Below are 19,817 nucleotides of genomic sequence, written 5' to 3'. Positions count from 1 at the left end.
GTTATACTCGATCAACATTCAATGAAAGGAGGCAGTATGGCAGTTTCAGCAAGAAATCAATTAACCGGAACAGTTAGCGCAGTCGCAATGGGCGCGGTGAATGATGAAGTAGAACTGACGCTGGCAGGTGGCGCAAAGCTGGTAGCGGTTGTTACCCACAGTAGCCAGCAAGCCCTGGGGCTGGCAAAAGGGAAAGAAGCGATTGCCCTGATTAAAGCCCCGTGGGTAACACTGGCAACGGAAGACTGTGGACTGAAATTCTCTGCTCGCAACCAGTTTGCTGGCAGCGTTTCGAAAATCACCGAAGGCGCAGTGAATGCCACTGTCCATATCAAAACAGATGCGGGTTTTGAAGTTGTGGCAGTGGTAACCAATGAAAGCCAGGATGAAATGAAACTCACCACAGGATCGCGCGTTATTGCATTGATCAAGGCATCAGCAATCCTGATTGCGACCAAAACGTAAGCGCCGTATTTGCCGGAGAGAATAAATTCCTCCGGCAAATTTATTTCTTCCGGCGATATTTTTCCGGCAGTTCTGGTACTGGACGTTTATCATCAATCAGATGACGCACGGTTAAGATCGGATGACGCCACAGCATTCTCGGCCCCGCCCACCGCATAATCTGCTTCATCTCTTCACGCTTCGCAGGCTGGTAACAGTGCACCGGACACTGTTTACAGGCCGGTTTCTCTTCGCCAAACACACATTTATCCAGTCGTTTTTGCGCGTAAGCAAACAGCGCATCGTAATGCTCCGGCTCCGCTGACGCCTGCGGGCATTTCGCTTGATAAAGATCGATCATTTTTTTAATCGTCAGTTTTTCACGAGAGATACGCTTGCCGGACATGCTGCCTCCATACTCTTAAGGTGCATTTATATTACAACTTAATTTTAAAGGGGACTATGGCTCTGAAGGAGGAGGTTTCTTCAACCGATGTAATTTTGCGATCTTGTTTCATAGTCATCACGCAAAAGCTGCAAAGCAGCATTTTTCGCGGAACCGGCATCAAGAACTCACCTTTCGCGTCTTCCCCTGAAATGATTAACTCCGGTATCATGTGCGCCTTATGTGATTACAACGAAAATAAAAACCATCACACTACATTTAACATCAGGGAACCGGATCTAATTCCATGAGTGTAATAGAAAATTTCGATGCCCATACGCCTATGATGCAGCAGTATCTCAAGCTGAAAGCCCAGCATCCTGAGATCCTGCTGTTCTACCGGATGGGTGACTTTTACGAGCTATTTTATGACGACGCAAAACGGGCGTCGCAGCTGCTGGATATTTCGCTGACCAAACGCGGCGCGTCTGCGGGCGAGCCGATCCCGATGGCGGGTATCCCCTACCATGCAGTGGAAAACTATCTCGCCAAACTGGTGAATCAGGGCGAGTCCGTCGCTATATGCGAACAGATTGGCGATCCTGCAACCAGCAAAGGGCCGGTTGAGCGCAAGGTTGTCCGTATCGTCACGCCGGGGACTATCAGTGATGAAGCCCTGTTGCAAGAGCGCCAGGATAACCTGCTGGCGGCTATCTGGCAGGACAGCAAAGGTTTTGGCTATGCGACGCTGGATATCAGCTCCGGGCGTTTTCGTCTGAGCGAACCGGCTGACCGCGAAACGATGGCGGCAGAGCTGCAACGCACCAATCCGGCAGAGCTGCTGTATGCAGAAGATTTCGCCGAGATGTCGCTGATTGAAGGTCGTCGCGGCCTGCGTCGTCGCCCGCTGTGGGAGTTTGAAATCGACACCGCGCGCCAGCAGTTGAACCTGCAATTTGGCACTCGTGATCTGATTGGTTTCGGTGTAGAGAATGCACCACGCGGGCTTTGTGCTGCCGGTTGCCTGTTGCAGTATGCGAAAGATACCCAACGTACGACTCTGCCGCATATTCGTTCTATCACCATGGAACGTGAGCAGGACAGCATCATTATGGATGCCGCGACACGCCGTAATCTGGAAATCACCCAGAATCTGGCGGGCGGTGCGGAAAATACTCTGGCTTCTGTGCTTGATTGCACCGTCACGCCGATGGGTAGCCGTATGCTGAAACGCTGGCTGCATATGCCAGTGCGCGATACCCGCGTGTTACTTGAGCGCCAGCAAACTATTGGCGCATTGCAGGATTTTACCGCCGAGCTGCAGCCTGTGCTGCGTCAGGTGGGCGACCTGGAACGTATTCTGGCACGCCTGGCGTTGCGTACTGCTCGCCCGCGCGATCTGGCTCGTATGCGCCACGCCTTCCAGCAACTGCCGGAACTGCGCGCGCAGTTAGAAACTGTCGATAGTGCACCGGTGCAGGCGCTACGTGAGAAGATGGGCGAGTTTGCCGAGCTGCGCGATCTGCTGGAGCGCGCAATCATCGACACGCCGCCGGTCTTGGTACGCGACGGTGGTGTTATCGCACCAGGCTATAACGAAGAACTGGATGAGTGGCGGGCGCTGGCTGACGGCGCGACCGATTATCTGGAGCGTCTGGAAATCCGCGAGCGTGAACGTACCGGCCTGGACACGCTGAAAGTCGGCTTTAACGCGGTTCATGGTTATTACATTCAGATCAGCCGTGGGCAAAGCCATCTGGCGCCAATCAACTATATGCGCCGCCAGACGCTGAAAAACGCTGAACGTTACATTATTCCAGAGCTGAAAGAGTACGAAGACAAAGTCCTCACTTCAAAAGGCAAAGCACTAGCACTGGAAAAACAGCTTTATGAAGAGTTGTTCGACCTGCTGTTGCCGCATCTGGAAGCGCTGCAACAGAGCGCGAGCGCGCTGGCAGAACTCGACGTGCTGGTGAACCTGGCAGAACGGGCCTATACCCTGAACTACACCTGCCCGACCTTTATTGATAAACCTGGCATTCGCATTACCGAAGGCCGCCATCCGGTGGTTGAACAGGTACTGAATGAGCCGTTTATCGCTAACCCGCTGAATCTGTCGCCACAGCGTCGCATGTTAATCATTACCGGTCCGAACATGGGCGGTAAAAGTACCTATATGCGCCAGACCGCACTGATTGCGCTGATGGCCTATATCGGCAGCTATGTACCGGCACAAAAAGTCGAGATTGGCCCGATTGACCGTATCTTTACCCGTGTGGGCGCGGCGGACGATCTGGCATCCGGGCGTTCAACCTTTATGGTGGAGATGACCGAAACCGCTAATATTCTGCATAACGCCACCGAGTACAGTCTGGTGTTGATGGATGAGATTGGACGCGGGACGTCCACTTACGATGGTCTGTCACTGGCATGGGCGTGCGCGGAAAATCTGGCGAATAAGATTAAGGCATTGACGCTGTTTGCCACCCACTACTTCGAGCTGACTCAACTACCGGAGAAAATGGAAGGCGTCGCTAACGTGCACCTCGATGCGCTGGAGCACGGCGACACCATCGCCTTTATGCACAGCGTGCAGGACGGCGCGGCGAGCAAAAGCTACGGCCTGGCGGTTGCTGCGCTAGCAGGCGTGCCGAAAGATGTGATCAAACGCGCGCGGCAAAAACTGCGTGAGCTGGAGAGCATTTCGCCGAATGCCGCCGCTACGCAGGTGGATGGTACGCAAATGTCTTTGCTGTCAGTACCAGAAGAAACTTCGCCAGCGGTCGAAGCGCTGGAAAATCTCGACCCGGATTCACTGACCCCACGTCAGGCGCTGGAGTGGATTTATCGGTTGAAGAGTTTGGTGTAAAAATAATTCCCGATAGTAAAAGACTATCGGGAATATTAACAACAACTAAAGAATCAAATAAACATACCTTGTATAATAGTAGTTCTTATTTTACAGGGTATAACCATGCCATCTACACGCTATCAAAAAATCAATGCCCATCACTATCGCCATATATGGGCCGTTGGTGATATTCATGGGGATTATCAATTATTACAATCCCGTTTACATCAATTATCTTTTTGTCCCGAAACTGACTTGCTTATTTCCGTCGGCGATAACATTGATCGTGGGCCGGAGAGTCTTAATATGCTGCGCCTGTTAAACCAGCCCTGGTTTACCACCGTAAAAGGCAACCACGAAGCGATGGCGCTTGATGCGTTCGCTACAGGTGATGGTAATATGTGGTTAGCCAGCGGCGGTGACTGGTTTTTCGATTTAAATGATACGGAACAACAAGAGGCAATAGACCTGTTACTGAAATTCCATCACCTTCCGCATATTATTGAAATTACCAACGACATAATAAAATATGTCATCGCACATGCAGATTATCCGGGGAATGAATATCTCTTTGACAAAGAAATAGCGAAAAGCGAATTACTCTGGCCTGTTGATCGTGTGCAGAAATCGCTTAATGGCGAGTTAGAAGAAATAAACGGCGCTGACTATTTTATATTTGGACATGTGATGTTTGATAACATTCAGACGTTCGCTAACCAGATTTACATTGATACCGGATCGCCGAAAAGCGGACGCCTGTCGTTTTATAAAATTAAATAACGTAGCCGGGTAAAGTAAATCCTCTACCCGGCATTTTTTATTAACGCTTATCTGTCGCCAGCAGCGGCGGAATGCTCGGCACCATCGGCGCGTCATCAATATCTTTTTGCGTCATACGAAACGCTTCCGGGTAATGTTCGCGGCTGGTGCGACGTAGCGGTTCGGTATCGCGCCAGGTATAAAGGCAATGCTGGCACTGGTAGACCGTCCAGACATCTTTCACCGGCGATTTCGCCATCACTTCAATCTGTTCATCGGCACAACGTGGACAAATCATCTTGTTCTCCTTATTTACGTGCGGCCAGCATAGCGGTCAGTTTTTCAGCCCAGGCTTTAGTTTCCGGCAAATCCACCACCGGCTGGCTGTAGTGACCACGGTTGTCCGGGGCGACAGGCGTGGTGGCGTCGATAATCAGCTTGTCGGTGATCCCCGCCGGACTTGAGCCTGGGTCGAGTTCCAGCACTGACATATTTGGCAACTGCACCAGGTCGCCCGCCGGGTTCACTTTCGACGAGAGCGCCCACATCACCTGCGGCAGGTTGAACGGATCAACGTCTTCATCGACCATAATCACCATCTTCACATAGCCCAGACCGTGCGGCGTGGTCATCGCACGCAGGCCCACCGCGCGGGCAAAGCCGCCGTAGCGTTTTTTGGTGGAGATTATCGCCAGCAGGCCGTGGGTGTACATGGCGTTCACCGCCTGCACTTCCGGGAACTCGGCTTTCAGTTGCTGATACAGCGGCACACAGGTGGCTGGCCCCATCAGGTAGTCGATTTCGGTCCACGGCATACCGAGATAGAGCGATTCGAAAATCGGTTTCGTGCGGTAAGAGACTTTATCGATGCGCACCACGGACATGTTGCGCCCGCCGGAGTAGTGGCCGGTAAACTCACCGAACGGCCCTTCAATCTCGCGTTTGCGGCTTTCGATAACCCCTTCGAGGATTACTTCCGAGCCCCACGGCACATCAAAACCGGTCAGCGGGGCGGTAGCGATCGGGTATGGGCTTTCGCGCAGTGCGCCCGCCATTTCGTACTCAGACTGATCGTATTTCAGCGGTGTAGCGCCCATCAGCGTGATGATCGGATCGTTACCAAGGGTGATGGCTATCGGCAAATCTTCGCCACGCTCTTCCGCTTTATGCAGATGCAGGGCGATATCGTGCATTGGCACCGGTTGCAGGCCGAGCTTACGCTTGCCCTTCACTTCCATACGGTAGATGCCGACATTCTGCTTGCCGAAGTTATCCGGGTCGAGCGGATCGCGGGAAACCACGCAGGCTTTATCGAGATAGAAACCGCCATCGCCATCGTTCAGGCGAAACAGCGGCAGAATATCGAACAGGTTAATCTCTTCGCCATCGACAGTGTTCTGCGCCCAGGCTGGATTGGCGCGGCGCTCCGGGGCAATCGGGAAGTTATCCCAGCGGCGGATAAACTCATCAATCTGTTTTTTAACCGGCGTGTTCGGCGGCAGGCCGAGGGAAATCGCGTGGTTCTGCCAGGACCCAATGGTGTTCATCGCCACGCGGGCATCGGTAAAGCCGCGAATATTATCAAACCACAGCGCGGGTGCGCCGTCGCCGATACGCCCGGTGGCGTTGGCAGCAGCGGCCAGATCTGGCTCGGCGTTAACCTCTTCACTGATTTTCAGCAATTGCCCCTGGTCGTCAAGTGCCTGTAAAAAGCTGCGTAAATCATCAAAAGCCATTATTCATTCTCCAGAGAAAAACTCCCGGACTGCGGCAATCCTTGCCAGCGCCTGGCTTGAGGATGTTCGAGGCCAAACTGATCCATCACGCGGGCAACCACGTGGTGGACAATGTCATCTACCGTTTCGGGATGGTTATAGAAGGCAGGCATGGGCGGTATCATCGCCACGCCCATACGGGAAAGCGCGAGCATATTTTCAAGGTGGATAGTACTGAGCGGCATTTCACGCGGCACCAGCACCAGCTTGCGCCCTTCTTTGAGAACAACATCAGCTGCGCGCCCCACCAGCCCATCGGCATAGCCAGCACGAATACCAGCCAGCGTCTTCATGCTGCACGGAATAACGATCATGCCATCGGTACGAAAGGAACCTGAGGAGATAGTCGCCGCCTGATCCGCCGGGTTATGGCAATAGTCTGCCAGGGCCGCGACATCGTGGACGCTGTAGGGCGTTTCCAGTTCAATGGTGGTTTTCGCCCACTTCGACATCACAAGATGTGTTTCAACACCGGGCATCTTCTTTAGTGCTTGCAGTAATGCCACACCAAGAGGCGCACCTGTAGCCCCAGTCATCCCGACGATCAGTCTCATTTTTTACTCCCTTAATTGTTCGTACACGAACGTTATTATTAACATACCCTTCTATTCACGTAGCGGCAAGTGCGGAAAAGTAACAACATCTTCTTCGTCACTAAAAAACCGCTATGATAACGGCAGAGAATTAGCCCGGAGTTTACATGGCGTTACGAAATAAAGCGTTCCATCAGTTACGACAGCTTTTTCAGCAGCACACGTCTCGCTGGCAGCATGAGTTACCTGATCTGACCAAACCGCAGTATGCGGTGATGCGCGCTATTGCTGAACACCCCGGTATAGAGCAGGTTGCGCTGATAGAAGCAGCTGTCAGCACGAAGGCAACGCTGGCGGAAATGTTGGCAAGAATGGAAAATCGTGGCCTGGTCAGACGAGAGCATGACACCGTCGATAAGCGACGGCGCTTTGTCTGGCTGACTGCGGAAGGAGAAAAGGTACTTGCAGCGGCGATCCCCATTGGTGACGGCGTGGATGAAGAATTTTTGGGGCGTTTGAGTGGAGAAGAGCAGGAGCTGTTTATGCAGCTGGTGCGAAAAATGATGAACACATAACGCTGTCGCATCTTATCCAGGCGACAAAACACACCAACTCCCTATACAAAAGAAAAAGGCCAGCCTCATATGAGACTGGCCTTTCTGACAGATGCTTGCTTATTCGCGGAACAGCGCTTCGATATTCAGCCCCTGAGTCTGCAAAATCTCACGCAGACGGCGCAGGCCTTCAACCTGAATCTGGCGAACACGTTCACGGGTGAGGCCAATTTCACGACCTACATCTTCCAGTGTTGCCGCTTCGTACCCCAGCAAACCGAATCGACGTGCCAGCACTTCACGCTGCTTGGCGTTCAGTTCGAACAGCCATTTGACGATACTTTGTTTCATATCGTCATCTTGCGTGGTGTCTTCCGGACCGTTCTCTTTTTCATCGGCCAGGATATCCAGCAACGCTTTTTCGGAATCACCACCCAATGGGGTGTCTACCGAGGTAATGCGCTCGTTAAGACGAAGCATACGGCTGACGTCATCAACTGGCTTATCCAGTTGCTCTGCGATCTCTTCCGCACTCGGTTCGTGGTCCAGCTTATGGGACAACTCACGTGCGGTTCGCAGGTAAACGTTCAGCTCCTTTACGATGTGAATCGGCAAACGAATAGTACGGGTTTGGTTCATGATGGCCCGTTCGATCGTCTGGCGAATCCACCAGGTTGCGTAAGTTGAGAAGCGGAAACCACGTTCCGGGTCAAACTTCTCAACCGCGCGGATCAGCCCCAGGTTGCCCTCTTCGATAAGGTCCAGCAGCGCCAGACCACGATTGCCATAACGGCGGGCAATTTTTACCACCAGACGCAAGTTACTCTCGATCATCCGGCGGCGAGAGGCGACATCACCACGCAGTGCGCGACGCGCAAAATAAACTTCTTCTTCGGCCGTTAACAGTGGCGAATAACCAATCTCACCAAGATAAAGCTGAGTCGCGTCCAGCACACGCTGTGTTGCGCCCTGCGATAACAGCTCCTCTTCGGCCAAATCGTTATCACTGGGTTCCTCTTCAACTAAGGCCTTTTCGTCAAAAACCTCAACTCCATTCTCATCAAATTCCGCGTCTTCATTTAAATCATGAACTTTCAGCGTATTCTGACTCATAAGGTGGCTCCTACCCGTGATCCCTTGACGGAACATTCAAGCAAAAGCCTGGTTCCGCCGATTTATCGCTGCGGCAAATAACGCAGCGGGTTTACGGATTTCCCCTTGTAACGAATTTCAAAATGCAAGCGTGTTGAACTGGTTCCGGTGCTACCCATGGTCGCTATTTTTTGCCCCGCCTTAACTTCTTGTTGTTCCCGGACCAGCATTGTGTCGTTATGGGCGTAGGCACTCAGGTAATCATCATTATGTTTGATGATAATCAGATTACCGTAGCCGCGCAGCGCATTACCGGCATAAACAACGCGGCCATCTGCGGTCGCGATAATTGCCTGTCCTTTGCTACCTGCGATATCAATCCCCTTGTTGCCTCCCTCAGAAGCGCCAAAGGTTTCAATCACTTTGCCCTCAGTCGGCCAGCGCCAGGTGGAGATCGGCGTACTGGTTGTTGTACTGCTGACAGTTGGCTCGGTTGTGCTTGCTGTTGGTACCGTTACAGGCGCTGTGACCGTGGTCGCAGTTGGCTTGTTGTTCGGCAACATTTTGTTAGCACTCTGTTCACCCGAAGATTCAGAATACGTAATTGTCGGTTGCGACGCAACAGCAACGGTGGAATTTTGTGCAGGCTTGATCACAACTCCTTGCTCTGCTGCGTCGGCCTGGGTAATGGCATTTCCGCCAGTGATTGGCGTACCGGAAGCATTCCCCACCTGTAAGGTCTGACCTACGTTCAGAGCGTAAGGCGCCTGAATATTGTTGCGTTGGGCAAGGTCACGGAAGTCGTTACCGGTAATCCAGGCGATATAGAAAAGCGTGTCGCCTTTTTTCACGGTGTAAGTACTGCCGCTATAACTGCCTTTCGGAATATTTCCGTACTGACGGTTATAGACGATGCGTCCGTTTTCCATTTGCACCGGTTGCTGGGCAACAGGCTGTACCGGTTGGATTTGCGGCTGTTGAGCCGATTGAATTTGTGGCTGTTGTACCGGCTGAATTTGCGGTTGCTGCGTTGTAGACGTCGTCCCCATCTTCGGTGGCGGCGTAATCAACATACCAGAATTGGTATTTGCAGGTGCATTGCCATTGACGGAGCTGACAGGTGCCGGTGGATTTGAAGTGTCAGAACAGCCAGCCAACCATAGCGAAACCAGTGACAAAGCCGCAATACGGCGAACGGTGAATTTTGGGCTTCCCGCGCTCATTTATCCCCCAGGAAAAAAATTGGTTAATAACCAGTGACATAATTACCGTGCAAGGCACTCTACTGAACACTGGAAAAGATGTTCACGATACGCTGACCTGCTGCAAAATAACCAGGAAAATTCCAGGTATTTTCCTCACGCGCTAAGCCAGCTCCCCCTTTACTAAGGGAACAAAGCGCACAGCCTCCACGGTGTCGATAATAAATTCGCCTCCCCGACGACGCACCCGCTTTAAATACTGGTGCTCTTCCCCTACGGGTAAGACGAGAATGCCGCCTTCGTCCAGTTGCGTCATTAACGCTGTCGGAATTTCGGGCGGTGCAGCCGTTACAATGATAGCGTCAAACGGCGCACGTGCTTGCCAACCTTGCCATCCATCGCCGTGACGGGTTGAAACATTGTGTAAATCAAGATTTTTCAGACGCCTGCGCGCCTGCCACTGCAACCCTTTAATCCGCTCGACCGAGCATACATGCTGGACAAGATGTGCCAGAATTGCTGTTTGATATCCTGAACCAGTGCCGATCTCCAGCACTCGCGACTGCGGCGTCAGTTCAAGTAATTCAGTCATTCGCGCCACCATATACGGCTGCGAAATTGTCTGCCCCTGACCTATCGGCAATGCGATATTGTCCCAGGCTTTTTGTTCAAACGCTTCATCGATGAATTTTTCACGCGGCACGGCAGCAAGTGCATTAAGCACCTGCTCATCCTGAATACCTTGCGCACGTAATTGATCCAGAAGTGCTTGTACGCGTCTGCTTACCATTGCGTGCCAACTCCCACGCTGTTTAACCAGTCTGAAACCACATCTTGCGCGTTGTGCGCGGTTAAATCCACATGCAGCGGCGTGATGGAGACGTAGCCTTCATCTACCGCAGCAAAATCGGTCCCCGGACCGGCATCACACTTACCGCCCGGCGGGCCAATCCAGTACAGCGTATTACCGCGCGGATCCTGCTGCGGAATCACTTGATCTGCCGGATGTCGTGTACCGCAGCGAGTCACACGGATACCTTTAATCTGATCCAGCGGTAAATCAGGTACGTTGATATTGAGAATACGTCCGGTACGCAGCGGCTCTTTACACAGTGCACGCAAAATGGAACAGGTGACCGCTGCAGCAGTGTCGTAATGTTTATGCCCGTCAAGTGAAACGGCCAGTGCCGGAAAGCCTAAATGACGGCCTTCCATCGCGGCGGCTACCGTGCCGGAATAAATAACATCATCACCCAGATTCGGCCCGGCGTTAATACCCGAAACCACAATATCCGGGCGCGGACGCATCAGAGCATTCACGCCAAGATAGACACAATCGGTCGGGGTTCCCATTTGCACGGCGATATCACCATTTTCAAAAGTAAACGTGCGCAGGGAGGATTCCAGCGTTAGAGAATTTGAAGCGCCGCTGCGATTACGATCGGGGGCGACCACCTGAACGTCAGCAAACTCACGCAGAGCTTTCGCCAGCGTTTGTATACCGGGCGCATGTACCCCGTCATCATTACTCAGCAATATGCGCATAATCACCTGTTGTGTTGATAAGTTCCCTGACAACGCTGGTTGCAAAGCTTCCTGCCGGAAGCCAGAAACGGATTTCGACGGTGACGTCATCCCACCAGTTCCAGCTTAATTCTTGCGGATATAACAGCATCGCTCTGCGCGCCGCCTCAACTTTTTCGCGCAGCAGTAAGGCTTGTAATTCCGTTTCTTCGGCGACAGCTGCTTGTTCGAATGCCAGCGCCTCACGCTGGGTTCCCCATTCGCCGCTACCCGGCATTGCAGCGGTAATTAACAGCTCTTTATCGTTCACGCGACGCTGTAATTCCGCCAGTTCTTCATTCGTGGCAACAAACCAGCTGCCGCGCCCGGCTAATTGTAGCGCATCACCGTCAACAACCTGATTAACTTCTGCTTTTTTGAGACGCTCAGCAACAATCTGATTAAACAACGCACTACGAGCTGCCGACAACCAAAAACTACGCTTATTGCGATCGCGCACCGGAGTATTGGTTTGCGCCCAGCGCAACGCCCCCTGCAAGTTACTACCGCCAATACCAAAACGTTGCGTGCCAAAGTAATTCGGTACACCTTTCACGCAAATATCGATCAGTCGCTGTTCAACGTCATCACGATTGCTCACTTCTCGCAGCACCAGGGTAAAAGCGTTGCCTTTCAGCGCCCCTAAACGCAGTTTGCGCTTGTGGCGTGCATACTCCAGCACCTGGCAGCCTTCCAGTTGAAACGCACTTAGATCAGGCATCTCTTTGCCCGGTACCCGAGCGCATAACCACTGTTCCGTAACGGCGTGTTTGTCTTTCTGCCCGGCGAAACTGACTTCGCGAGCATGAATTTTCAGGAATTTCGCCAGTGCGTCGGCCACAAAACGGGTATTGCAGCCGTTTTTGAGGATCCGCACCAGGATATGCTCACCTTCACCATCAGGCTCAAAGCCTAAATCTTCCACCACTACAAAATCTTCCGGGTTAGCTTTCAGCAGCCCGGTTCCTTGCGGTTTGCCGTGGAGGTAAGTGAGATTATCAAATTCAATCATTTTGTTGCCTTAATGAGTAGCGCCACCGCTTCACAGGCAATCCCTTCCCCACGTCCGGTAAATCCGAGTTTTTCCGTAGTAGTGGCTTTCACGTTAACATCATCCATATGGCAGCCGAGATCTTCGGCAATAAACACGCGCATTTGTGGAATGTGCGGCAGCATCTTCGGTGCCTGAGCGATGATAGTGACATCGACGTTGCCGAGGGTATAGCCCTTCGCCTGAATGCGTCGCCAGGCTTCGCGTAGCAGCTCGCGGCTGTCAGCGCCTTTAAATGCCGGATCGGTATCCGGGAATAGCTTGCCGATATCCCCCAGCGCCGCTGCACCAAGTAATGCATCGGTCAGCGCGTGCAGCGCCACGTCGCCATCAGAATGTGCCAGCAGCCCTTTTTCATAAGGGATGCGCACGCCACCAATGATAATTGGGCCTTCGCCGCCAAAGGCGTGAACATCAAAACCGTGTCCAATTCGCATTATGTATTCTCCTGATGGATGGTTCGGGTGAGGTAAAACTCGGCAAGCGCCAAATCTTCCGGGCGCGTGACTTTAATGTTATCCGCTCGGCCTTCGACAAGCTGTGGATGAAAACCGCAGTATTCCAGCGCTGAGGCTTCGTCGGTAATGGTAGCGCCTTCATTTAAAGCGCGTGTCAGGCAGTCATGTAACAGCTCACGAGGGAAAAATTGCGGCGTAAGCGCGTGCCATAAGCCGTTGCGATCAACGGTGTGAGCAATGGCATTTTTGCCTGGCTCGGCGCGTTTCATCGTATCGCGCACCGGCGCGGCGAGGATCCCTCCCGTGCGGCTGGTTTCGCTCAACGCCAACAGGCGCGCGAGGTCATCCTGATGCAGACAAGGGCGAGCGGCGTCATGCACTAACACCCACTGCGCATCGCCAGCGGCATTCAGACCTGCCAGCACGGAATTAGCACGCTCTTCACCACCAGCAACAACGGTGATTTGCGGATGATTCGCCAGAGGAAGTTGAGCAAAGCGGTTATCGCCAGGGCTTATTGCAATGACGACACGCGTCACCCGGGGATGCGCCAGCAGCGCATACACCGAGTGTTCAAGAATGGTTTTATTACCGATTGAGAGATATTGCTTAGGACATTCCGTTTGCATTCGGCGGCCAAATCCGGCCGCCGGAACCACGGCGCAAACATCCAAATGAGTGGTTGCCATGTTAATTCCTGGGCTGATTTATCGATTGTTTTGCCCCGCAGACTGCGCGCGCTTCGACGCGTCAGGCACCAGACGATAAAAAGTTTCGCCCGGCCTGGTCATGCTGAGTTCATTACGCGCACGCTCTTCGAGCGCCTCCTGGCCGCCATTGAGATCGTCAATTTCGGCAAAAAGCTGATCGTTTCGCGCTTTAAGTTTCGCGTTTGTAGCTTGCTGTGCCGCCACATCATCATTGACGCGGGTATAGTCATGTATACCGTTCTTACCGAACCACAGCGAATACTGTAGCCAGACCAGAATAGCCAGCAACAGCAGCGTTAGTTTACCCATCCTGCCCCCTGAAAAACGGCATCCTCATCCCATGCATCCGAAGACGACTCTACATCCTCTGTTGGGGATACCGCGACAACGCGGGCAAATGTACCACATTTGTCCACTGTTACGTATACCCAGGGCGCGCAGAACATAATCTCATTATTGGTTACGGTTTGAATTATGGACAGAATGAACAGGAAAGAACAGATTAGCCCAACAACCACATAAACAGTGCACCAAACATAATGCCAACGGTGATAAAAGTGAAAACAATACTGTAGCGTAATTTCCCGTCCATCAAGGAATGCAGCGCAATACCTACCACCACCGCAACAGGCATCAGCGCCAGAAAGAAAGGCCAGGTGTAGATAAAGAAAAACAGCGTGTTAGAGCCATAAATCAACATCGGAATCGCCAGTGCACACAGCCAGGACACAAAACCGACCACGGCCCCTGGTAGCGACCATGTGGTTTCTTCATCCTCGGTAAGGCTATCACTATTTGTTAGTGTAATGTTATGGCTATTACGCATATCAGATCCTGTTACTTTGACGAACCGGGCATGAAAACCCGGTGGTGTCTCAGGATCTGATAATATCGTTCTGTCTCAGTAGATCTAATAATTGCTGAACCAAATTTGTTACTAATTGTTCACCATTGAGATGAATTTCTGCCGATTCAGGCGCTTCGTAAACGGAATCTATTCCGGTAAAGTTACGCAGTTCACCAGCGCGTGCTTTTTTATATAAGCCTTTTGGATCGCGAGACTCACAAATCGCCAGCGGCGTATCGACAAACACTTCGATAAACCGCCCTTCTCCTACACGTTCGCGAACCATCTGCCGTTCGCCACGGTGTGGTGAGATAAACGCCGTCAGCACCACCAGTCCGGCTTCGACCATTAAATTCGCCACCTCACCGACCCGACGGATATTTTCTTTGCGATCGGCATCGCTAAAACCGAGATCGCTGCATAAACCGTGGCGGACATTGTCGCCATCCAGTAAATATGTACTGACGCCAAGTTTATGTAACGCCTCCTCCAGCGCCCCCGCGACCGTTGATTTACCGGAACCAGAGAGGCCGGTAAACCACAGCACAACACCTCGATGACCGTGGTGGTGCTCGCGTTGTTGTGCAGTAACCGGATGGCTATGCCAGACGACGTTTTCGTCATGCAGCGCCATCATTTACCTCCCAGTAAATCGCGCGCTCCCCAGTGCGGGAAGTGGCGGCGTACTAACGCATTCAGCTCCAGCTCGAATGCGCTAAATTCCGACGGCGCAACGGCGGCCTCGTTTTTCGGCTCATGCACCATACCGGCACCAACAGTCACGTTGCTCAGGCGATCGATAAAAATCAGCCCACCCGTCACCGGATTTTGTTGATAACGATCTAACACCAACGGCTCGTCAAAGGTGAGATCCACGAGGCCGATCCCATTCAGTGGCAGGTTTTCAACTTCACGCTGGGTAAGGTTATTAATATCAACCTGATAGTGAATACCATCAACGCGGGCGCGCGTCTTCTTACCGGCGATTTTGATGTCGTAACTCTGCCCAGGGGAAAGCGGTTGCTCCGCCATCCATACCACATCAACTGACGCGCTCTGCACTGCCGGTAACGCTTCATCTGCTGTCAGCAGCAGATCGCCACGGCTGATATCGATCTCGTCCGTCAGCACCAGGGTGATCGCTTCTCCAGCAAAAGCTTCTCCGCGATCGCCATCAAAAGTGACGATCCGCGCGATGCTTGACTCCACACCAGAGGGCAGCACTTTGACACGTTGCCCGACTTGCACGCTGCCGGAAGCCAGCGTTCCGGCGTAGCCACGAAAATCGAGATTAGGGCGGTTAACGTACTGAACCGGGAAGCGCATCGGCTGGGCATCAACCACTCGCTGAATCTCCACGGTTTCCAGCACTTCAAGTAATGTTGGGCCGCTGTACCACGGCATTCTTTCACTTTGCGAAGCTACATTGTCGCCTTCCAGCGCAGAGAGCGGCACAAAGCGAATATCCAGATTGCCCGGCAATTGTTCGGCAAAAGTCAGGTAGTCTTCACGAATGCGGGTGAATGTCTCTTCACTGTAATCCACCAGATCCATTTTGTTGATCGCTACAACCAGATGTTTGATCCCCAACAGCGTGGAGATAAAACTGTGACGACGGGTTTGATCGAGCACGCCTTTACGGGCGTCGATCAATAAGATCGCCAGCTCACACGTTGACGCGCCGGTCGCCATATTGCGGGTGTACTGCTCATGCCCAGGGGTATCGGCGATAATAAATTTACGCTTCTCGGTGGAGAAATAGCGATAAGCCACATCGATAGTGATGCCCTGTTCGCGTTCCGCTTGCAGGCCGTCCACCAGCAGCGCCAGATCCAGTTTTTCGCCCTGGGTGCCGTGACGTTTACTGTCGTTATGCAGCGATGAGAGCTGATCTTCGTAGATTTGGCGGGTATCGTGCAGCAGGCGACCAATCAGGGTACTTTTGCCGTCATCGACGCTACCACAGGTCAGAAAACGCAGCAGGCTTTTATGTTGTTGCGCAATCATCCAGGCTTCGACGCCGCCTTCATTGGCGATTTGTTGTGCAAGTGCGGTGTTCATCTTAAAAATACCCCTGACGTTTTTTCAGCTCCATAGAGCCTGCCTGGTCGCGGTCAATCACGCGCCCCTGACGTTCACTGGTGGTGGAAACCAGCATCTCTTCGATGATCTCCGGCAGCGTTTGTGCATTCGACTCAACCGCACCGGTCAGCGGCCAGCAGCCCAGCGTGCGGAAGCGCACCATCCGTTTTTTAATCACTTCGCCCGGTTGCAGGTCGATACGGTTGTCATCAATCATCATCAACATACCGTCGCGTTCCAGAACCGGACGTTCAGCGGCGAGATACAGTGGAACAATGTCGATATTTTCCAGCCAGATGTATTGCCAGATATCCTGCTCGGTCCAGTTAGAGAGCGGGAAGACGCGGATGCTTTCGCCTTTGTTGATCTGCCCGTTATAGTTGTGCCACAACTCCGGACGCTGGTTTTTCGGATCCCAGCGATGAAATCGGTCACGGAAAGAGTAGATTCGTTCTTTGGCGCGGGACTTCTCTTCATCGCGACGTGCGCCACCGAAGGCGGCATCAAAACCGTATTTGTTCAGAGCCTGTTTCAAACCTTCGGTTTTCATAATGTCGGTATGTTTGGCGCTGCCGTGCACGAACGGGTTAATCCCCATCGCCACGCCTTCCGGGTTTTTATGTACCAGCAACTCGCAGCCGTAAGCTTTCGCCGTACGATCGCGGAACTCATACATCTCGCGGAATTTCCAGCCGGTATCGACATGCAGCAGTGGGAACGGCAGCGTACCAGGATAAAACGCCTTGCGCGCCAGATGCAGCATGACGCTGGAATCTTTGCCGATGGAGTAAAGCATCACCGGATTTGAGAATTCTGCCGCCACCTCGCGAATGATGTGGATGCTTTCCGCCTCCAGCTGTCGTAGGTGGGTAAGTCGTTTTTGATCCATAACCGTTCCTTTGCAATACCGCTATTTTCTTGCCATCAGATGTTTCGACTATAGGGAGCGCAGGAGAACGAATGAAATTACCAATTGGAATGAGTAGTTCCTTAACGGAATAACGCTTTGGCAAAGCAAATATCAAAAAGTGCTTAAGCTACCGAATTTCGGGCGTTTAGGAAGATTTGAAATTGTTTTAGCGCAGCGGCAGTTTCATACTATGGCGGTAAAAATTTTGCATGGTATTTAAGGACTCACTATGTTTTCCGCATTGCGCCACCGTACCGCTGCCCTGGCGCTCGGCGTATGCTTTATTCTCCCCGTTTACGCCTCATCACCTAAACCTGGTGATTTTGCCAATACACAGGCGCGACATATTGCCACTTTCTTTCCGGGACGAATGACCGGAACACCCGCAGAAATGTTATCTGCCGATTATATTCGGCAACAGTTTCAGCAAATGGGTTACCGCAGTGATATTCGAACATTTAATAGCCGATATATTTATACCGCACGCGATAACCGCAAAAACTGGCACAACGTGACGGGAAGTTCGGTGATTGCCGCTCATGAAGGCAAAGCGCCGCAGCAGATCATCATTATGGCGCATCTGGATACCTATGCCCCGCAGAGCGACGCAGATGCAGATGCCAATCTCGGCGGGCTGACGTTACAAGGAATGGATGATAATGCCGCAGGTTTAGGTGTCATGCTGGAGCTGGCTGAACGCCTGAAAGATATTCCGACTGAGTATGGGATTCGTTTTATTGCCACCAGTGGTGAAGAGGAAGGGAAATTAGGTGCTGAGAATTTACTCAAGCGCATGAGTGATACCGAAAAGAAAAATACTTTATTGGTGATTAACCTCGATAATCTGATTGTTGGCGATAAGCTGTATTTCAACAGTGGCGTAAAAACACCTGAAGCAGTAAGGAAATTAACGCGCGACCGGGCGCTGGCAATTGCCCGCAGTCATGGAATTGCCGCCACCACAAATCCAGGTTTGAATAAAAACTATCCGAAAGGCACTGGGTGTTGTAATGACGCAGAAATATTCGACAAAGCGGGCATTGCTGTACTTTCGGTGGAAGCGACAAACTGGAATCTTGGGAATAAGGATGGTTATCAGCAACGAGCAAAAACAGCCGCATTCCCTGCGGGAAATAGCTGGCATGACGTAAGACTGGATAATCAACAGCATATAGATAAGGCACTTCCTGGAAGAATAGAACGCCGCTGCCGTGATGTTATGCGGATAATGTTACCGTTGGTGAAGGAGCTGGCGAAGGCGTCTTGATGGGGTTGAAATGATTACTCCCGTGCCTGCAGGAAATCAATGCCACCTGGAACAGAGAATAAAAAAGGGGTGCAGGAGGCCAAACTATAACAATTCAATACGCGGGGTTTTACCCCCGCGTGGTGGCTACTTCTTCGATTCGTAAGCGAGAACTGCCTTAAACTCCATACCACGTTCTCTGATACTCAACTCACACAACGAGTCGCCTACCATCAGCGTGAATCCCAGTACTGTACAACACAGTACGATGATTGCCACAAGGGCATATTTTGTCAGCATGTCTTGCCTCCCTGCAAAGAAGAGACTAACATCCGAATTGCTTAGGTTCGAACGTAGGCCTCAGGTTGATAGAAATATCGCCTGGGGCTTTTGTCCATCTGGAACCTCGCGAATGCTTAACGCCAGACAGCCTCAAGCACCCAATGCCATTCTATACCTGTTAATTCTCCCTGCGACGCTCACGTTTAAATGCCGGAATGCTGCTCGCAAAATAAAAACGCCCCCATCGTTTCCGACAGGGGCGCTTATTAACGGTACCGATTTATTACCCTTCGTGAAGCCCACATTCCCTTTTTAAGCCAAAGAAACGCGTTTCTTCTTCCGCCATGCCAGGTTCCCATTTACGGGTTGTATGGGTATCTCCTACAGATAAATATCCTTCATCCCATAATGGGTGATATTTCAGGCCATGTTTTTGCAGGTACTGATAAATAGTTCGGTTATCCCAGTCGATAATCGGCAGCACTTTAAATACGCCACGCTGAATTGCCAGTACCGGTAAATTGGCGCGGCTTCCGGATTGCTCGCGGCGCAGGCCAGCAAACCACGTTTGCGCATTCAGTTCTTTCAGCGCCCGGTTCATCGGTTCAACTTTGTTGATGTCATTGTATTTTTCAATGCCTTCAACGCCCTGCTCCCACAGTTTACCGTAGCGCGCGTCCTGCCAGGCGGCGCTTTCGGTAGCACGGTACACTTTCAGGTTGAGCTTGAGTTTGTCCGTTAACTCGTCAATAAAGCGGTAAGTTTCCGGGAACAGATAACCGGTATCGGTGAGAATCACCGGAATGTCCGGGTGAATCTGATTCACCAGATGCAGGCTCACCGCCGCCTGAATGCCGAAGCTGGAAGAAAGCACATATTCACCGGGCAGATTATCCAGCGCCCATGCAACGCGGCCTTCAGCGTCCAGTTTTTCCAGTTCGGCGTTAGTTTGGGCCAGCGCCAGAATCCGGTCTACCTTTGGCAGTTCGTTCAGGGTGTTTAGATCGAGTTTGGACATAAGTTCCTCACTGTTTGCCTTGCCTGATGCGACGCTGGCGCGTCTTATCAGGCCT

At 52.1% G+C, this 19,817-nt stretch carries 24 protein-coding genes; 5 read left to right on the top strand and 19 right to left on the bottom strand.

The window, feature by feature from the left end:
• The first annotated feature begins 36 nt into the window (after positions 1-36).
• On the top strand, positions 37-465 hold the full coding sequence (locus FEK66_RS13530; RefSeq protein WP_135494986.1) for a TOBE domain-containing protein: 429 nt from the start codon (positions 37-39) through the stop codon (positions 463-465).
• A gap of 40 nt (positions 466-505) precedes the next feature.
• On the opposite strand, the gene FEK66_RS13525 is transcribed toward FEK66_RS13530, so the two are convergent.
• Both FEK66_RS13525 and FEK66_RS26290 read right to left on the bottom strand, forming a co-directional pair.
• Positions 506-850 carry a nitrous oxide-stimulated promoter family protein gene (locus FEK66_RS13525; RefSeq protein ID WP_130207644.1) on the bottom strand — a complete coding sequence of 115 codons (345 nt, stop codon included), beginning with the start codon at positions 848-850 and terminating at the stop codon, positions 506-508.
• 31 nt (positions 851-881) lie between these two features.
• On the bottom strand, positions 882-1,061 hold the full coding sequence (locus FEK66_RS26290; protein ID WP_135403790.1) for a hypothetical protein: 180 nt from the start codon (positions 1,059-1,061) through the stop codon (positions 882-884).
• 75 nt (positions 1,062-1,136) lie between these two features.
• Between FEK66_RS26290 and mutS the strand changes: the two genes are divergently transcribed.
• Together mutS and pphB are read left to right on the top strand one after the other, a co-directional pair.
• Positions 1,137-3,698, top strand: a complete 2,562-nt coding sequence (gene mutS / locus FEK66_RS13515) for a DNA mismatch repair protein MutS (RefSeq protein ID WP_135494987.1) — start codon at positions 1,137-1,139, stop codon at positions 3,696-3,698.
• A gap of 105 nt (positions 3,699-3,803) precedes the next feature.
• Positions 3,804-4,460: a protein-serine/threonine phosphatase gene (pphB, locus tag FEK66_RS13510; RefSeq protein WP_135494988.1), complete on the top strand. Its 657-nt coding sequence runs from the start codon at positions 3,804-3,806 to the stop codon at positions 4,458-4,460.
• Positions 4,461-4,500: 40 nt separating this feature from the next.
• Here the strand turns inward: pphB and FEK66_RS13505 are convergent, their stop codons facing one another.
• Genes FEK66_RS13505 through FEK66_RS13495 form a run of 3 tightly spaced genes read right to left on the bottom strand, consistent with a single transcriptional unit; the run spans position 4,501 to position 6,768 of the window.
• Complete coding sequence (locus FEK66_RS13505; protein WP_130207652.1) at positions 4,501-4,737, bottom strand: non-oxidative hydroxyarylic acid decarboxylases subunit D; 237 nt, start codon at positions 4,735-4,737, stop codon at positions 4,501-4,503.
• Between the two features lie 10 nt (positions 4,738-4,747).
• The gene (locus FEK66_RS13500) at positions 4,748-6,175 is read right to left on the bottom strand and encodes a non-oxidative hydroxyarylic acid decarboxylases subunit C (protein ID WP_135494989.1); all 1,428 of its coding nucleotides are present in this window, start codon (positions 6,173-6,175) and stop codon (positions 4,748-4,750) included.
• A complete protein-coding gene (locus tag FEK66_RS13495; protein WP_130221533.1) occupies positions 6,175-6,768 on the bottom strand; it encodes a non-oxidative hydroxyarylic acid decarboxylases subunit B in 594 nt (197 codons plus the stop codon). Before FEK66_RS13495 ends, FEK66_RS13500 begins: the two co-directional genes overlap by 1 nt.
• 146 nt (positions 6,769-6,914) lie before the next feature.
• Between FEK66_RS13495 and FEK66_RS13490 the strand changes: the two genes are divergently transcribed.
• Entirely contained in the window at positions 6,915-7,322 is a 408-nt protein-coding gene (locus tag FEK66_RS13490) for a MarR family transcriptional regulator (protein WP_130258109.1), read from the top strand.
• 99 nt (positions 7,323-7,421) lie between these two features.
• Here the strand turns inward: FEK66_RS13490 and rpoS are convergent, their stop codons facing one another.
• From rpoS to cysD, 12 genes are all read right to left on the bottom strand, one after another.
• On the bottom strand, positions 7,422-8,414 hold the full coding sequence (gene rpoS / locus FEK66_RS13485) for an RNA polymerase sigma factor RpoS (protein ID WP_000081550.1): 993 nt from the start codon (positions 8,412-8,414) through the stop codon (positions 7,422-7,424).
• Positions 8,415-8,476: 62 nt separating this feature from the next.
• Positions 8,477-9,565 carry a murein hydrolase activator NlpD gene (nlpD, locus tag FEK66_RS13480; RefSeq protein ID WP_240725533.1) on the bottom strand — a complete coding sequence of 363 codons (1,089 nt, stop codon included), beginning with the start codon at positions 9,563-9,565 and terminating at the stop codon, positions 8,477-8,479.
• A 193-nt stretch (positions 9,566-9,758) separates the two neighbouring features.
• On the bottom strand, positions 9,759-10,385 hold the full coding sequence (gene pcm, locus FEK66_RS13475; protein ID WP_000254703.1) for a protein-L-isoaspartate O-methyltransferase: 627 nt from the start codon (positions 10,383-10,385) through the stop codon (positions 9,759-9,761).
• Positions 10,379-11,140: a 5'/3'-nucleotidase SurE gene (gene surE / locus FEK66_RS13470; RefSeq protein WP_001516955.1), complete on the bottom strand. Its 762-nt coding sequence runs from the start codon at positions 11,138-11,140 to the stop codon at positions 10,379-10,381. The genes pcm and surE overlap by 7 nt, the downstream gene beginning before the upstream one ends.
• Complete coding sequence (gene truD, locus FEK66_RS13465; protein ID WP_135494990.1) at positions 11,121-12,170, bottom strand: tRNA pseudouridine(13) synthase TruD; 1,050 nt, start codon at positions 12,168-12,170, stop codon at positions 11,121-11,123. The genes surE and truD overlap by 20 nt, the downstream gene beginning before the upstream one ends.
• Positions 12,167-12,646, bottom strand: coding sequence for a 2-C-methyl-D-erythritol 2,4-cyclodiphosphate synthase (ispF, locus tag FEK66_RS13460; protein ID WP_001219242.1), 480 nt, complete (start codon positions 12,644-12,646; stop codon positions 12,167-12,169). Before ispF ends, truD begins: the two co-directional genes overlap by 4 nt.
• Positions 12,646-13,356, bottom strand: coding sequence for a 2-C-methyl-D-erythritol 4-phosphate cytidylyltransferase (gene ispD, locus FEK66_RS13455; protein ID WP_135494991.1), 711 nt, complete (start codon positions 13,354-13,356; stop codon positions 12,646-12,648). The genes ispF and ispD overlap by 1 nt, the downstream gene beginning before the upstream one ends.
• An 18-nt stretch (positions 13,357-13,374) precedes the next feature.
• Positions 13,375-13,686, bottom strand: coding sequence for a cell division protein FtsB (ftsB, locus tag FEK66_RS13450; RefSeq protein ID WP_000517476.1), 312 nt, complete (start codon positions 13,684-13,686; stop codon positions 13,375-13,377).
• Between the two features lie 193 nt (positions 13,687-13,879).
• Positions 13,880-14,203 carry a DUF3561 family protein gene (locus FEK66_RS13445; protein ID WP_064528120.1) on the bottom strand — a complete coding sequence of 108 codons (324 nt, stop codon included), beginning with the start codon at positions 14,201-14,203 and terminating at the stop codon, positions 13,880-13,882.
• Between the two features lie 49 nt (positions 14,204-14,252).
• Positions 14,253-14,858 carry an adenylyl-sulfate kinase gene (gene cysC / locus FEK66_RS13440; protein WP_130259454.1) on the bottom strand — a complete coding sequence of 202 codons (606 nt, stop codon included), beginning with the start codon at positions 14,856-14,858 and terminating at the stop codon, positions 14,253-14,255.
• A complete protein-coding gene (gene cysN, locus FEK66_RS13435; protein WP_135494992.1) occupies positions 14,858-16,285 on the bottom strand; it encodes a sulfate adenylyltransferase subunit CysN in 1,428 nt (475 codons plus the stop codon). The genes cysC and cysN overlap by 1 nt, the downstream gene beginning before the upstream one ends.
• A gap of 1 nt (position 16,286) precedes the next feature.
• Positions 16,287-17,195 (bottom strand): sulfate adenylyltransferase subunit CysD, encoded by a 909-nt coding sequence (gene cysD / locus FEK66_RS13430; RefSeq protein WP_000372392.1) that lies wholly within the window; start codon positions 17,193-17,195, stop codon positions 16,287-16,289.
• 250 nt (positions 17,196-17,445) lie between these two features.
• On the opposite strand from cysD, the gene iap reads away from it, so the two are divergent.
• Entirely contained in the window at positions 17,446-18,483 is a 1,038-nt protein-coding gene (iap, locus tag FEK66_RS13425) for an alkaline phosphatase isozyme conversion aminopeptidase (protein ID WP_135494993.1), read from the top strand.
• A 126-nt stretch (positions 18,484-18,609) separates the two neighbouring features.
• On the opposite strand, the gene FEK66_RS13420 is transcribed toward iap, so the two are convergent.
• On the bottom strand, positions 18,610-18,762 hold the full coding sequence (locus FEK66_RS13420) for a Hok/Gef family protein (protein ID WP_000956458.1): 153 nt from the start codon (positions 18,760-18,762) through the stop codon (positions 18,610-18,612).
• Positions 18,763-19,027: 265 nt separating this feature from the next.
• A complete protein-coding gene (gene cysH / locus FEK66_RS13410; protein ID WP_135494994.1) occupies positions 19,028-19,762 on the bottom strand; it encodes a phosphoadenosine phosphosulfate reductase in 735 nt (244 codons plus the stop codon).
• Positions 19,763-19,817 lie beyond the last annotated feature (55 nt).

The sequence above is a fragment of the Escherichia sp. E1130 genome, from assembly GCF_005781065.1.
Taxonomy (GTDB): domain Bacteria; phylum Pseudomonadota; class Gammaproteobacteria; order Enterobacterales; family Enterobacteriaceae; genus Escherichia.
The sequence above is the reverse complement of the archived record's forward strand: the minus strand, read 5'-3'. Positions and strand labels throughout refer to the sequence as shown.

Coding starts and splice junctions, on each gene's coding strand:
- FEK66_RS13420 (WP_000956458.1), bottom strand. CDS start 18,762: ATGCTGACAAAATATGCCCTTGTGGCAATCATCGTACTGTGTTGTACA.
- iap (WP_135494993.1), top strand. CDS start 17,446: ATGTTTTCCGCATTGCGCCACCGTACCGCTGCCCTGGCGCTCGGCGTA.
- mutS (WP_135494987.1), top strand. CDS start 1,137: ATGAGTGTAATAGAAAATTTCGATGCCCATACGCCTATGATGCAGCAG.
- ispF (WP_001219242.1), bottom strand. CDS start 12,646: ATGCGAATTGGACACGGTTTTGATGTTCACGCCTTTGGCGGCGAAGGC.
- pcm (WP_000254703.1), bottom strand. CDS start 10,385: ATGGTAAGCAGACGCGTACAAGCACTTCTGGATCAATTACGTGCGCAA.
- FEK66_RS13495 (WP_130221533.1), bottom strand. CDS start 6,768: ATGAGACTGATCGTCGGGATGACTGGGGCTACAGGTGCGCCTCTTGGT.
- surE (WP_001516955.1), bottom strand. CDS start 11,140: ATGCGCATATTGCTGAGTAATGATGACGGGGTACATGCGCCCGGTATA.
- FEK66_RS13525 (WP_130207644.1), bottom strand. CDS start 850: ATGTCCGGCAAGCGTATCTCTCGTGAAAAACTGACGATTAAAAAAATG.
- cysD (WP_000372392.1), bottom strand. CDS start 17,195: ATGGATCAAAAACGACTTACCCACCTACGACAGCTGGAGGCGGAAAGC.
- FEK66_RS13530 (WP_135494986.1), top strand. CDS start 37: ATGGCAGTTTCAGCAAGAAATCAATTAACCGGAACAGTTAGCGCAGTC.
- cysN (WP_135494992.1), bottom strand. CDS start 16,285: ATGAACACCGCACTTGCACAACAAATCGCCAATGAAGGCGGCGTCGAA.
- cysH (WP_135494994.1), bottom strand. CDS start 19,762: ATGTCCAAACTCGATCTAAACACCCTGAACGAACTGCCAAAGGTAGAC.
- pphB (WP_135494988.1), top strand. CDS start 3,804: ATGCCATCTACACGCTATCAAAAAATCAATGCCCATCACTATCGCCAT.
- ftsB (WP_000517476.1), bottom strand. CDS start 13,686: ATGGGTAAACTAACGCTGCTGTTGCTGGCTATTCTGGTCTGGCTACAG.
- FEK66_RS13490 (WP_130258109.1), top strand. CDS start 6,915: ATGGCGTTACGAAATAAAGCGTTCCATCAGTTACGACAGCTTTTTCAG.
- FEK66_RS13500 (WP_135494989.1), bottom strand. CDS start 6,175: ATGGCTTTTGATGATTTACGCAGCTTTTTACAGGCACTTGACGACCAG.
- ispD (WP_135494991.1), bottom strand. CDS start 13,356: ATGGCAACCACTCATTTGGATGTTTGCGCCGTGGTTCCGGCGGCCGGA.
- truD (WP_135494990.1), bottom strand. CDS start 12,170: ATGATTGAATTTGATAATCTCACTTACCTCCACGGCAAACCGCAAGGA.
- rpoS (WP_000081550.1), bottom strand. CDS start 8,414: ATGAGTCAGAATACGCTGAAAGTTCATGATTTAAATGAAGACGCGGAA.
- FEK66_RS13445 (WP_064528120.1), bottom strand. CDS start 14,203: ATGCGTAATAGCCATAACATTACACTAACAAATAGTGATAGCCTTACC.
- cysC (WP_130259454.1), bottom strand. CDS start 14,858: ATGGCGCTGCATGACGAAAACGTCGTCTGGCATAGCCATCCGGTTACT.
- FEK66_RS13505 (WP_130207652.1), bottom strand. CDS start 4,737: ATGATTTGTCCACGTTGTGCCGATGAACAGATTGAAGTGATGGCGAAA.
- FEK66_RS26290 (WP_135403790.1), bottom strand. CDS start 1,061: ATGATACCGGAGTTAATCATTTCAGGGGAAGACGCGAAAGGTGAGTTC.